The organism is Bacteroidetes Order II. bacterium (genome assembly GCA_016788705.1).
Lineage (GTDB): Bacteria > Bacteroidota > Rhodothermia > Rhodothermales > UBA2364 > UBA2364.
Window position 1 is genome coordinate 19,115 of sequence record JAEUSQ010000018.1, and the last position, 13,965, is coordinate 33,079.

General features: G+C 47.5%; 8 protein-coding genes. All 8 read left to right on the forward strand.

All coding sequences use genetic code 11. The features are described 5' to 3' along the window. The first annotated feature begins 478 nt into the window (after window positions 1-478). Complete coding sequence (locus tag JNN12_04000) at window positions 479-2,359, forward strand: type VI secretion system contractile sheath large subunit (GenBank protein ID MBL7977479.1); 1,881 nt, start codon at window positions 479-481, stop codon at window positions 2,357-2,359. A 100-nt stretch (window positions 2,360-2,459) separates the two neighbouring features. Continuing rightward, entirely contained in the window at window positions 2,460-5,651 is a 3,192-nt protein-coding gene (locus JNN12_04005) for an FHA domain-containing protein (protein ID MBL7977480.1), read from the forward strand. A gap of 36 nt (window positions 5,652-5,687) precedes the next feature. Beyond that, on the forward strand, window positions 5,688-7,313 hold the full coding sequence (locus tag JNN12_04010) for a serine/threonine-protein phosphatase (GenBank protein ID MBL7977481.1): 1,626 nt from the start codon (window positions 5,688-5,690) through the stop codon (window positions 7,311-7,313). Between the two features lie 8 nt (window positions 7,314-7,321). Next, window positions 7,322-8,911 (forward strand): protein kinase, encoded by a 1,590-nt coding sequence (locus JNN12_04015; GenBank protein MBL7977482.1) that lies wholly within the window; start codon window positions 7,322-7,324, stop codon window positions 8,909-8,911. Window positions 8,912-8,939: 28 nt separating this feature from the next. Beyond that, window positions 8,940-10,061 carry a hypothetical protein gene (locus JNN12_04020; GenBank protein MBL7977483.1) on the forward strand — a complete coding sequence of 374 codons (1,122 nt, stop codon included), beginning with the start codon at window positions 8,940-8,942 and terminating at the stop codon, window positions 10,059-10,061. Window positions 10,062-10,088: 27 nt separating this feature from the next. Beyond that, complete coding sequence (locus JNN12_04025; protein MBL7977484.1) at window positions 10,089-11,396, forward strand: tetratricopeptide repeat protein; 1,308 nt, start codon at window positions 10,089-10,091, stop codon at window positions 11,394-11,396. Window positions 11,397-11,414: 18 nt separating this feature from the next. After that, a complete protein-coding gene (locus JNN12_04030; GenBank protein ID MBL7977485.1) occupies window positions 11,415-12,593 on the forward strand; it encodes a hypothetical protein in 1,179 nt (392 codons plus the stop codon). A 117-nt stretch (window positions 12,594-12,710) separates the two neighbouring features. Continuing rightward, window positions 12,711-13,961 (forward strand): FHA domain-containing protein, encoded by a 1,251-nt coding sequence (locus JNN12_04035; GenBank protein MBL7977486.1) that lies wholly within the window; start codon window positions 12,711-12,713, stop codon window positions 13,959-13,961. The last annotated feature ends 4 nt before the right edge of the window (window positions 13,962-13,965 follow it).

The following is a 13,965-nucleotide window of genomic DNA, read 5'->3' on the forward strand; positions in this document are numbered from 1 at the left end:
ACAGGGTAGTCTATCCAAAGACTGGCTTATGAGGACTGTATAAAATGGAAAATTGCTCTTTAGACAAGAATCGGGACACAGAATGATCTTGGAATTCAGATGACTTTTCCGTAACTTAACAAAAAATAAGAACGGCACCGAAGCAAAACTGGAGGAGGTACTGTTGTTTTGCATCCGATACCGTTCTTCAAACCACCAAACACCAAAAGGTACATCTACCAAGCCGTACCTTATAGAAAAAGGTAACAAGTCCGGAAAAAATATTTTTTTCGCCTTTCCGTTTGCTTTTTACGTTCTTTAGGGTTAAATACGCAACGCTTCCGCTTTCAAGACTTCTGGAGCCTCTGGATATGGGTTTTACACAAAATGAAACAGTCCAAGGCGTTTGTTGCACGGTTCGTGTCTGTCTGCGGAGGGTATCTGGCTTTCTAAGAATTTGCATTCGCATCCATAGACCATAAAACCTATCACCGCAGTTATGGAAAACACATCTCCGATTCAGGAATTTCGTGTCAAAATGGGATTCTCCTCGACTCAAGGCGAGGAACCGCACGAAATGACTGCTTCTACGCCTTTTCGTTTGTTTCTGGCTTCTGACTTGACGCCTCATCTCATGCATGATGCCATATGGGACGGGGTAACCCGTTTGGTAAAGGTGGATAAATATACTTTTGCTGAATTGATGATGTCTTGGAGGCCCACCATATCGCTCGAAGTTCCTAATTATTTAGACGCTTCACCCAAAACCCTGTCGCTGACATTAACTTTTGACCATATTCAAGGGTTTCAGCCAGATCGGTTGGTGGAGCAGTTGCCCTTGGTGAAGCGCTTTTTAGGTCTTAGGGATGCCTTCCTTATGGTCAAGCGAGATCAATTATCTCATCAAGCCTTTGCCGGAACAATTCAAACGCTGGGCTTTGGTCGTGAGGAAGCATTGCATTGGTCCGATCGAATCCGTTCGGTTCCCGACGAAAATGCCTTGCCTTCAACGCCGAATTCTGGTGGAGGTTTGGATAACTTGCTCAACTTGGTGGACTTAGGTGGTACGGTTACACCGCAAAAACCCGCTGGTGGAGATCCAATGGATGCCCTTATTCGTGCATTAGCCGGTCAAAAAGCAGCTTCACCACCTAAACGTCCGATAGAAAAGGGGAAAAGTGCCTTGCAAGTAGCCCTTGAAGAGGTAGAAGGTAAGATTGCGCAACAACTGGATGTTGTGATTCATCATACAGCATATCAACAACTGGAATCGTCATGGCGCGGCTTGAAATTGTTGGTAGATCGTCTGGATTTCCGGAAAAATATCCGTTTAGAAGTGCTGTCGGTCAATAAGGAACAATTGAATACGGCATTGTATCATCAAGTCTTAATGCCTGCCTATCAGACACCTCCAGCAGTTCCTTTTGCAGCCTTGTTATTGGATTATACGTTTGGAGACGTGGCCATAGACCTGGATCGTCTTTCAGACATTGCAGAAACGGCTGCGAGTCTTCAAATTCCGGTAGTTGCTTCGGCGGCCACAAGACTTTGGACTGAACGTGATGCCTATGGACATCCAAGAATTCCGACCATTTTACAGCATCTACAAAAGCCGGAATTTATGGGATGGCCCTTGTTGCGTGAACAACCTTCCTCTGGATGGATAGCGCTGGCGTTGCCACATGTGCTACTGAGAAGCCCTTATCGCTCTATGCAATTGATCGGTGGGCTGTCTTATGATGAAAAAACCCCTTCGGATGGCAGTGGACATTTGTGGGGGCGTGCGTCTTTGCCTGTTGGGGTGGGAATGGCCCAAGGCTATATAAAGTATGCTTGGGGAACCGGATTTGTTGGGACTGGAAGCGCAGGTGAGCAACAGGATTACCCCATCCGAAAAGCCGACACCAATAGCTCACCACTCTCCATGTGGCTAGATACGCATAAACAAGCTGAAATGACCGATGCCGGATTTACGGTTCTGGCTTCTCGGCCCAATTCGGATCGGGTGTATGTGGCTGGGGCACAAGTTTTTCAGAAAGTGGCGAATTATGTAGATCCTGATTCACGTGCGGAGGCACAACTTCATGCTTCCTTGGCCTGTAAGATGGTAACGGGTAAAATAACACAAGCCATTCTATTCGCCCAAAGTGGACTAAAATCTGGCTTGTCGTCTGAACAAATTCATGTCCAACTGGTGAGGCAACTCGAAAAGGTCTTATCCGAAGGCGGTCATGTGATTGCAGAAAACACAATAAAAGTAGAGGTAGGCGATAGTCCGCGTGTGACTGACCACTATGGAATTGGGATTTGGATCAATTCCCCTGCCTCCATTTTGGGGGAGGAAGTGCGTATTGCACTCGGATTTGAGGTTCCAAAATAAGTAGGATAGTTTCTGTTTAATATGGTTTTGTCTTCTTGATAGCCACAGACAGGTGCTGAGCGATCATTAACCCACACACTAAACGTTATCTATTCCGCGCATGCAAACAAACATTCGCGTTTCAATCCTGAAAGGGCCAATATCTGGTGATAAGGATGCCTTTCAATTTAGTCAGACCTTCAACATAGGTCGGGATGCCACGTGTCAAATCCATCTTCCCAGCCCTTTGGTGAGTCGCACACATGCAGATGTGTCGTTTGAAAATGGGCAATGGGTCTTGTATGACCGTAATAGTACGAACGGTATTTGGGTAAACGGTGCCCGTATTGCTCGTGTTGTATTGGACACTACAAAGGAGGTGGAATTTGGTCGAAATGGTCCGTTATTGAGATTTGAGGTTGAGTCATTGGTCCGTTCTGTGGCAGAAACGCCTATAACAACCCCAGAAGCAGGCTTGGCAACTTCCTTTTGGCAATCGTTGGGTGAGATCTCAGGAACAGCGCCCAGTTTTACAGAATCGCCCGTTCCTCAAACACCACCAGAAACGGTAGCCTCCGCTTTGGAATCTGGTTTTTTTGCTGCGTTATCAGGGGAGGTCACGCCGGATACGTCTTCTGCCAAGGTTATGGGAGAAACATCCCCCCTTTCGGAAAAACCCTCCGTCGAGTCGGGCTTATTTACATCTGCAGACCCTTCAAACGAATCACTTTTTGCCAGCCGTCCTGATGGGCCTGCTTTTGAAGACCTGAAAAATGTTCCCCACTTTGAGGAACCACCCACTAACGTCAGTGCTAAATCTGGATTGGAGTCGGGTTTTTTTCGTTCATTATCGGAAATGGCTCCTGAGGTTCCTGTCACGCCGAGTTCAGCCGTCGGGTCTGATTCTTCTGGTGTAACTGGATTGGAATCGGGTTTTTTCCGTTCATTATCGCAAATGGAAGAGGAAAGCCCATCGCTAAGCAGGGAAGCACCTGAACAGCCGGAACCAACATCAGCCGCAGAACCAACAACGGCCCCCTCATTAGGCACAGGCTTTTTTGCTGCTTTAGCAGAGGAAGTGCCGCCAGAGGACACGCCACCTACCAGCACCGATTCTATTGTGCCGGCTTTGCCATCAGGCATTTTTCGGTCATTGTCCGAGTTGCCTCAGTCTGCCCCTGTGCCCACAGAGGACACGCCCGCTACGCCGGATGAAAACGTGGAACTGGGCTTCTCGTCTGGCATTAGTTCAGCCCTTCAAGACTTAAAAGGGTTATCTGGGAGCGTAGCGCCGGATGCACCTCAAGCCGGATTGAATACTGGTTTTTTTAAAGCGTTAGCGCATGTTGCAGGCGAGGCTCCGACATCGGCACCGCCGCAACCAGTCTCATGGGATTCGCCTGATAAGGCTGGTTGGGATACTGATGCGCCATCTCCATCCGCTGTACCAGTCGTTACACCTTGGTCATCGGCTCCTCCTACGGATAAACCAGATTGGCTTCCTGCACAAACAGATTGGGGTAAAGAGAATACGCCGCCACACGTTGCGCCCGTTTACGAATGGAGTACTCCGGGGATGCCTGCTTCTCCTCCTGCGCCTACGGATGAACCATCTTCTGACAATCTGTTCAATCAATGGGGAACAGCGGAGGCGCCACCAGCGGGCGGATTGGAATGGGGGGCACCACCTGTTAAAGCAGGCACAGATTGGGAGATACCACAGCATCCTCAAAGTGCAGGAATGGATTGGGGTAGTGAACCCCCAGCCCGCGATAAACCAACTGCGGGTGAATGGGAAGCCGCGCAGCCATCGGCTATAGATCCTGGGTTTAGTTGGCAACCTGCGCCAAATTCTGGCCATAACGATTGGCACCCAACACCAAGTAGTGAAACACCCTTGCCTCCATCTTCGGATGCATGGTCCACGCCATCGGCCTCGGCTCCTGCAAATAATCCACCAGCCGATTGGGGTAGTGGGTCTAAGTGGGAACCATCCGCCATTGCCCCGTCGTATCAGGAAGCCTCAAAAACGCCCCCTTCTGCGCAAGGATCTGTTTCGGGCTATATGCGGAAGTTTGAATCTGGTCAAACTGCGGAAATGGGTTCGCGCACGCAGATGATGATGGCAGCATTTACGCGGATGAGTAAACGGGATAAGCGTAAATATTACTACATCATTGGTATTGTAGCTGTTGCGTTGGTTATTGCGGCCATTTGGGCTTTTTGGAAGCACAACGAAAGCAGTTCATTGGGGGAAGCATTGGATGCGTCGAATGTTGCTTTGACAACGCAGGATTCCTTAAATGTCGTTTTGTTTTATCAAATCAAGGAATTACAACTCAAATTCGCGAATGATTCCACCCTGAATACGAACAAAAAATTACGAGACGAAACAGCCAGAAAGATTATTGAAATGCAACAGGCCTATTCCGAAAAAATGCGTGCAAGACCTCAATATAGGGCTGTGGTGAATTTGGCGAATTCAGGCAATGCAAGTGGAAATGTGGATAAATTGATCTATGACATTACGCGCCTATTTGGTGAAAACGAAATGGTAATGCCTGCCGGATATGTTGAAAAAGTGAAACAGTATATCAAATATTGGCAGAGTAGTTCACGGTATGTAAATGCCTTGCGAACAGCGCAAGAAAATGGGTATGTGGAACCTATTGTAGCCAGTTTCATGAAGCGCGGAGTACCCCCACAGTTTTTTTATTTGGGCATGCAAGAAAGTAATTTTAATACCAAAATTGTGGGACCTCCCACCCGCTATGGGCATGCAAAAGGGATGTGGCAATTTATTCCAGCAACAGGCACACGGTATGGGTTGAAAATTGGTCCGTTGAAGGATGTAGGGGTGTATGACCCTGAAGACGAAAGGCACGACCACGTAAAAGCAGGAGAAGCGGCAGCTGGTTATATTGCCGATATTTATAAGACGGATGCACAAGCTTCTGGACTGTGTGTTATGGCTTCGTACAACTGGGGAGAAGGAAATGTCATCAAACGAATCAGGGCCATGCCTAATAATCCTCGCGATCGGAATTTCTGGAATATGTACACCCAGACTTGGATGCCCGAAGAGACCAAAAATTACGTGTTTTATATTACCGCAGCAGCAGTTATTGGCGAAAACCCTCGCTTGTTTGGGTTTAATTTCGACAACCCACTGGCAGCGGCCATACAAAAGGTTGGTAGTGGGCAGTACGTAATGCCAGGAGGCGGCAGCCCTGCTTATTCAGATTTACCACCCATGACTTTAGCGATGGATAGTGAACGGGAGCAATTGTTTAAATTCCGGACGTTCTGGTGAGTCGGAAGCCCTATTTCTTCAGTATTCCATAACCAAATGGCACAAAAACAAATGCCTCACCTGCTACAATTGGGTGAAAAAACCGATGTCGGCCGGGTTCGTACCGAAAACCAAGATGCTTGCGGGCATTTTGTGGGAATGCCACAGGACGATAAACCCGCAGTCCACCTGTATGTTGTGGCCGATGGTATGGGCGGTCATGCCGATGGCAGGATTGCGAGTAGCACGGCAGTTAGTACAATTGGCGAGGCTTATTTTTCTCGTCGTGTTGGCTCGGTACTCACTCGTTTAGAACACGCTTTTCAGGAAGCCAACCTCAATATCCACAAACTGTTGAAAGATTTGCCCGGTGGACAAATCATGGGGACTACTTGTACAGCTTTATTGGTAGAGGGAGATCGGGTTTTTGTTGCGCATGTTGGGGATAGCCGTTTATATCGGATTCGTCCGGATAAAGCAGAGCAAATCTCGGAAGACCATACCATGATTTCTGCGATGGTAAAAAAAGGAATTCTGACCCCACAAGAGGCCGAACGCCATCCACAAAGATCCATGTTGGAACGCGCTTTGGGGCCAGAGCCGCATGTAGAGGTGGATACCTTCGAGATAGACCGATTACATCTGAATGATGTATATGTGCTTTGCAGTGATGGTCTCGGAGATGTGCATTTGCCAGAGATATCCGAAATTGTCCAGGCAATGCCCCCGCAAGAAGCGGCAGAGAAAATGGTGGTTCTTGCAAACGAACGAGGGGGGTTGGATAACTCGACTGTACAGGTGATTCGGGTGGCGCCATCCGATAAGCCCATTGAATATGTGACCTCAACCGCCTCTTTTGATGCCCAGCGGCACTACCAAAAGGCACATCCAACCGTTGCAACGGGTGTCTGGAACGCATTAGAACAACCGGAAGTGTGGCGAAACGACCGTGGACATGCCGTCTTACCTCCACCGCCAGAAGCCAAAGACCGCCCAAAGTGGCTGATTCCATTGATTTCTGGTTTGGTTATGTTGATTGTGGTTGGGGCCGTTTGGTTCAACTTAGATTTACTGAACCGCTCTAAATCAGCTTCGGTAGCGTTACAAAATGAGCCTTATAATGAAAACGCTTATTCAAATACAAACCCGGTAACAGAACCGGAAACACCAAAAGCGGCTTATGGGACCCAAGACAATGTGGCTCCTTTAATATCTGATAATCCTCTGAGTAATGGATCCAAGCCATCAGCACTTCCGGGAATCACACCGCCAATAACTAGGGATAGCAAACCAGAGGCGGCAAGAATTACAACCAAACCAAAAGAAAATCCCGTTTCGAACAAGCCCGATCCTTTCAAGCCGGAGACAGAAAAGCCGCAAGAACAAGGAAAAGATGGTGCAAAGTTGGCGAGTGGATTGGCCGATGCGTGGCAAAATCTTCAGGCAGGAAATCACCAAGCGGCTGTGAGTCGGTTTATTGCGTTAGAATCTGAATTCGGGAAAACCCCTGAATATCGGGAAGAACGAAGCAAAGCGGCAAAAAAATTGATGTCGTTAGGAGATGGTAAACGGGCAACGCCGGCAACCGCCTTGGATTTGTACCGAAAGTCTCAACAACTCTTGGATAGCGAAACAATCCAAAGCCGAATTACGGAAATTCAAAAAATGGAAACCAATAATTAATCAACATCATGGTAGGTCAGTACATTGATATTTATCGGGTTACGCAAAAACTTGGCCAGGGAGGCATGGGGCAGGTCTGGAAAGCGATAGACACCCAACTTGATCGGACGGTTGCACTTAAGGTAATGAACGTGCAAGACCCCATGTTTTTGCAACGCTTCCGGGCAGAGGCGAAAGCCTTGGCCATGTTAGACCATCCCAATATTGTACGTGTTTTTGGAATGCGTGAAACGCCTATTGGCATGGTTATCATTATGGAGTTTGTGGAAGGAAAAGATTGGTCGGACCTGATTTCCCAGGGCAAGTACAACACGCCAGAAGATGTGGCCAATATTTCCAGTCAGTTACTGAGTGCGTTGGAATATGCCCACTCGAAAGCCATTATTCACCGGGATATCAAGCCGAGCAATATTATGATCATGGCCGATGGAACGGTTAAAGTGACCGATTTTGGCCTTGCAAAGCTTATTGATCCACAAGCAACCATTGCTGGAAATCCTTTGACCCAAGCCGGTCAAGCCGTTGGTAGTTTATACTATATGTCTCCTGAGCAGGTAAAAGGGTTGGATTCGGTGGATCAGCGCACTGACATCTATTCTACAGGGATTACCATGTACGAGGCTTTGGCTGGACGCCCACCTTTCGAGGATGTAACGGCTACCTCGCCCTATGTTATCCAGAAAAAGATTGTGGATGGCGATGTTCCCGCTATTACTTCGGCGGCTCCGGGTATTCCGGCCGACCTTGCCAAAGTGATTAATAGGGCCATTCAGGTACGTCCCGATAGACGGTATTCGAGCGCAGCAGATATGCGTCTTGGATTGCAACAATTGGCAACAGGTAAGCAGTCTTCATCTGTCCCGCCTGCTTCTTCCAGTAAAAAAACGGTACTTCCACCTAAAAGTGTAACAACCCGCCCAACAAATCCCAATTGGATCATGTTCGGTGGTATCGCAGCGGTGGTGGTTTTGGGCTTTGTAGCAGTATGGTTTTTTGTCCTAAAGCCACAGCCCAAGCCCGGCCCCCAACCGCAGCAAAACATCACACAAAATGATCCCTTACCAAATTCCAATACAAGCCTACAACCAAGCCAGATAGATAATCCTACCGTGCCCCACGTGAACAATACACCTGCCTCCACGAACAATACAAGTGATACACCTGTTTTGACTACGCCACCACCAAAGAACAACACCCCAGCCCGTGATCGGATTCAGCAAGGAGTACAGACCATTCGTGAAAACGTGCAAAACCGAGAACCCATTATTACGCGGCCAACCCAACCACAAACCAAGCCCAATAATGTCAATAACAATAGCCAAACAACTCCTCCTGTCACCGAAAAACCAAAAGAAGACCCAAAGCCTGAGCCTCCAGCGGCAGAAGGTTCGTTTATGGTAACAGTAGTGGGCCCGAATGGTGAACCGCTTCCGGCGACCATTTCAACCGATCTGGGTTCTGGTTATGGTGCTCGCAAGAGGTTTACAGGAAAACCTGGGGTCTATTCGGTTTCGGTAAAAGGCCCTGATGGCACCACCAAAAATACTTCTGTTAAGGTGGTGGCGGGGACGACAACCCCTGTAACTGTCCGTTTCTAAACTTTAACCTTTCAATCAAAATCGTATCATGAAACCCTTCTTTTCTCTCACTTCTCTATTGGGGTTGATGACATTGCTTTTAGCCGCATGTTCCGGTCCTCAAGAAGGAAATCTTACATCGAGCCAACCATCCGTAGTGGCTACCACGGATACCAATGTAGCGCTAAATAAACCCCAGCCCATACGCCTCATTGATCCACGCGTTCAGGAAGCCATTCGCCAGTTTAATATGGGTGAATATGACGAAGCATTGCCTAAATTGGAACGACTCAGCCGCGATCGTACCCTAAGCGTCACCGATCGTCGGGCGACTTTAGAAGCCTTGGCTGAATTTGCAGCAGCCTCCGAAGAAAACAACAAAGCCATTCAGTTGGTTTCTACGTTATTACAAGAGGAACCACCTGCGTATGAGCCCGATCCCGATAAAAAACCTTTAGAATATCTCCGGGCTTATTATATGGCACGTAAAAACAAATCGGGTGGATTTGGTGTGGAACGTGCAGACCCAGGTATTAAGACCATTGCGGTCATGGATTTCCATAATGCATCCATCACAACAGATGCGGCCCGCTACGATCGTCTGCAAGTAGGGCTGCCGCAATTAATGATGTTCCAGCTTCAACAAAATGTAACCCTAAAAGTCGTTGAACGGGCGCGGTTGGATTGGCTCATGCAAGAAGCCAAAATACAAAACGACCCCGCCAGTTTTGATGTTTCGCAGGCCGTCCGGGTGGGGAAAATGCTGGGTGCACATTCGGTCGTATTCGGTACATTCATTGTCTTAGACAAAAATCGGGTTCGGATTGCCGCTCGTCTGGTGAAAGTGGAAACGTCGGAAATTCTTTTGACCGAAAATATGGAAGGCAAACCTGCAGATATAATGGCGCTTTCAGACCAATTGGCACTCCGCTTGGCACGGCGGGTCAATGAAAACCAAGCCATTAAAATGGCAGCTGCCAATCCTACCCATTCGTTAGATGCCATGCTCGCGTATGCCGAGGGCTTAGAAATATACCATACTCAAGGCCCCGATTTGGCATTGGAGAAATTTAAATTGGCAGTACAATTGGATGGACGATTTGAGCAAGCCAAAGAAAAAATTGCCGTCATCGAAACATCGCAACGTATGGCAGCAGCAAATGTAAAATAAGTTTTCTCCTCTAAATAATGCCTTCTCATGAGACATGTAAACTGGTTGTTTCTACTTATCTTGGTTTTTTATGCCGGTTGTAGTGGGATGCAACAAACAAAACCGCCCAAAGTCAGACTTCTGGAATATGAAAGACTCTTGGTTAAAAATCCGGGTAATCCGGTTATGATGCGGGAATTGGGGATCGCACACTTCGAACTGAATCAATTTGATCAGGCTGAAAGCTACCTCAAAGATGCCATTGTTCGCTCGCCTGCTGATCCGAAAATTGCGCTTTTTTATGGCTTGGTCTTAGAAGCCACCAACCGGAGAGCCTCTGCATTAGATATTTATAAAGGCTATTCGCAATACGACCCTAAAGTCAATTTTACCCGGCTCTTGGAAGGGCGTTACCTGAATTTGACGCGGGCGATTCTTCGGTCGGAGATAGCAGAATTGGCACGTAAGGAAACTTCGGGCGAACTCACCAATGGTCGTTTAGAACAAAATGCTGTTGCCGTTTTCCCGTTTAATTATTTAGGTAAGAACAAGCAATACGAGCCTTTGAGCCGTGGAATTGCAGCGTTAATCATTACAGACTTAGGTTCTATTCAGGGGTTGAAGTTACTAGAACGGCTTCAAATTGGCGTTTTGCAACAAGAAATTGCGAGGGGACAAACTGGTTTTATTGATCCGGAATCTGCTCCACGGGCAGGCCGGATACTGGGGGCGTCCAAAGTGGTTTCTGGGAATTTCAATGTTTCGGCCAAACAACAAATCACCATTGATGCCGGATATTGGGATGTGTTGAAGGATGAATCGGACTTTAAGACGGAGCCAGGGCCTCTTTCCGATTTGTTCCGACTCCAAAAAAGCGTGGTGATCAAATTGTTGGAAAGCATGAAGATTCCGATTACAGCGCAGGAGCGTCAAAAAATATTAGGAACCGTACCTACCCAAAATCTTCAGGCATTTCTGGCGTATTGCCGGGGTATGGAGGCCGAAGACGCTGGTGATGTACTGGGCGCACTGCGCAATTTTAGACGGGCAGTGGAATTGGATCCTAAATTCCAAAAAGCACGCGAATTGCTCGATAAAAACATAAACCGACAGGCTGCCGGAAGTAGCTGGAAAGACATTAATATCTCTTATGACTTCAATGGAGCGGGTAAAAATGGGGGATCAGGATTGGGTACAGATCAGTTGGTAGCCGATCGTTTGCAGGCTGTTGGGACGGAAATGGGGTCTAACCTCTTCCCAAATCCTGAAAAACGCAATCCGACCGATGAATTTGGCCGCATCTCAGAACAGGCCGATTTGCCGCGCCCACCCAGTTTTCCGCCAAAAGGCAATTGATCTAAACCCTGAAATACAATGAAAAAACTGTTTTGGTTATGTGCCGGGGTTTTGATGGCCTGGCCCGTTATGGCCCAACAAACCTCCTCGTCAACTACAGAGGATCCGCAAAACGTCCGCAACAAGCGGTTCGCTGGAATAATGCCTACCTATCAATCATGGGATGTTGAAGCCGCGTCAGGAGAAGCCTTCTCGCTCAAACAGGTCTCCAATCAAGTATTGGTATATTATCAGGTGAACAATCAGGTCTTGGTGTCGTTGAGGAATGCCCAAGGGAGATTTGATGCTTCCTGCGAAGCGTGTTTAAATATGGCTTCCAGCCAAGCCTTTTCTGGAGCAGGTGATACCCAACTTTCACTCTCGTACCGCCTCCCGAATCCTAACCTGATTTTTAATGCGACGGTTAACTTGCCTACAGGTCGTTCGTCTCTCACTTCCGAAGAATTAGAAACGGTTGGCTTGTTTTCTAATCAGGTATTGGAGTTCAAAATGCCCGTACTCGGACAAGGCTCTGCCCTAATGACCAGTATTTCAGGAGCCTTTCCCTTGAGCGAGCAAGCCGTGTTAGGGGGGGGAGTTTCTTATATTGTAAATAGTGGATTTAAGCCCCTTATGGATATTGAGGCCGAGTATAAGCCAGGGAATGAAATTTCGGCCGATCTCGGATTGAATTTGAAAATGGGGGCAAATGGCTCTTTAGGAATGGATGCCATGATTACCCGTTACAACGAAGATTATTTTGTGGAAAAAGCGGTTTTTAAAGCCGGCACAAAAATTAGTACGGTGCTTCAATACCGCCAGTTGAATCCAACCACGGAATGGTCGGCATTGGTTCGCTACCGCTCGCGAGAAAAAAATGCCATTGCAAGTTTTGTGGGAGAAATCCCTGCCGAAGAGTCCATAAATTCCAATCCTGCTGTGATGGTTGCGCGTGCAACATATCGGATGAACCTGAATAAGGCGTTTGTTCCTGGTTTCTCGGCAGAACTGCGGTCTTATGCTGCAACCCCTGCTTGGTTGTCCGGTGCGCTGTTAGCAGGTATCGGATTTGAACCTGAGTTCCGGTTAAACGAAAAAATCCTTATCCCGCTGCGAGTTCGTTTTGTTTCCGGTACGGTTTCTAATCAGGATTATTATCCCAATACCCGTTCTTTGCGGAATTTGAGTGCCAGTGCCGGGCTTTATTGGTCTTTCTGAAAAAGAATGCCCTTTATAAGGTTGCGAAGGTCGTACATAAGTGGTACATTCCAAGAATTCTTTTAATAAAGATATTGCCCTTACTCGGTCTTTAACCTTTGCCGATCTCATCCAGACATGTTACTCAAAATCATTGTAAGTCACTCTGTTCGGGATGATTTTTCGTCCGACTACCTCTTTGATGAAGGACCCGTAACCATTGGTCGTCTTCCAGAAAACAAAGTGGTTTTACCGGATCGTGAATTGATTGTGGGGCGACATCATGCTGTTATCTACCTCGAAGAAGCCTTTGCATGGATTGTGGACGAGTCCAGTAAGAATTTTACGTTCTTAAATGGAGAAAAACTCGAACACGGAAAGAAGTACCAACTTCGGGACCAAGACCACCTGGAAATTGGCAAATACCAATTAAGACTATTGGATCTTACGCCAAAAGATGAACCGGACAGAACTCCTGAAGCCGAAGGGCAAACAGCCGTCCAGCCTGCATATAATCCTTTTACAGACTTGGTTCGTGGATTAACCGATGTGCTTCAGCAGATCAAAGCCTCCTATGTACAGGCCGATCCAGGGACACGTTTGATAGATTTGGAAAATGCATTCCACCGAGGGCTGGGGGCGCTTGCCACCGATGAAATAGCCCTTAAAATGGTGGATGCCATTCGCCCCAAAGCCGAGTCCTCGCCTGTACAGGTATCCGCTCTTTCGGCAGAGCCAGAAAAGCTACAAGGTGTTGCCCCTTTGGAGGTGCCAGGGTTTGTTCCTTACGCTGGGATTGATGTCCAAAATAAAACGGAGTGGGAACGGGCGATTGGAGGAATTTATAGTACTGGGCAGGACGGGTTAATTTTAAAACGCATGGCCGTGGTGGATGATGTGATGTTGCGCATTGTAGAGAAACTGATTAAAATTCCGGCACATTTTAGGCTGGAGTTTTTGGGCCATTCCTTCATCCCGCATGCTTCTGGTTTTCCGTTCCATACGGCAACGGTCGAGCAATATAAAGCCTTTTTGTATGATATTCATGTGCCTTACGAGGTCTTGCGTGCACGTTTATCGGCTTTAGAACAGATCGCAGACGCGGTGCTTTACCATGAAATTGCCTTGCTCGAAGGCTATAAGCAGGCGGTTCAATCCGGCGTTTTACGAATCTTGGATCAATTAAATCCGGAATACATAAAAAATGTTGCAGAGAAAGAAGGCCAAGATCTGTACACCGTTGGCATGTTGAGTCACGCAAAGTGGCTAAAATTGGTACAACAGGCGCACTATGAACTGGTTCGGGAGGACAAAGGAGTGGTTGAGAAAACCATTTTTAGGCCCGGTTTTGTGAAAGCCTATCTGGCCAAAATAGAGTCGGTTAAATAGTATT

What these genes read in the sequence shown, in the direction of transcription:
- JNN12_04000 (MBL7977479.1), top strand. Translation starts at nt 479, where the DNA reads ATGGAAAACACATCTCCGATTCAGGAATTTCGTGTCAAAATGGGATTC.
- JNN12_04005 (MBL7977480.1), top strand. Translation starts at nt 2,460, where the DNA reads ATGCAAACAAACATTCGCGTTTCAATCCTGAAAGGGCCAATATCTGGT.
- JNN12_04010 (MBL7977481.1), top strand. Translation starts at nt 5,688, where the DNA reads ATGGCACAAAAACAAATGCCTCACCTGCTACAATTGGGTGAAAAAACC.
- JNN12_04015 (MBL7977482.1), top strand. Translation starts at nt 7,322, where the DNA reads ATGGTAGGTCAGTACATTGATATTTATCGGGTTACGCAAAAACTTGGC.
- JNN12_04020 (MBL7977483.1), top strand. Translation starts at nt 8,940, where the DNA reads ATGAAACCCTTCTTTTCTCTCACTTCTCTATTGGGGTTGATGACATTG.
- JNN12_04025 (MBL7977484.1), top strand. Translation starts at nt 10,089, where the DNA reads ATGAGACATGTAAACTGGTTGTTTCTACTTATCTTGGTTTTTTATGCC.
- JNN12_04030 (MBL7977485.1), top strand. Translation starts at nt 11,415, where the DNA reads ATGAAAAAACTGTTTTGGTTATGTGCCGGGGTTTTGATGGCCTGGCCC.
- JNN12_04035 (MBL7977486.1), top strand. Translation starts at nt 12,711, where the DNA reads ATGTTACTCAAAATCATTGTAAGTCACTCTGTTCGGGATGATTTTTCG.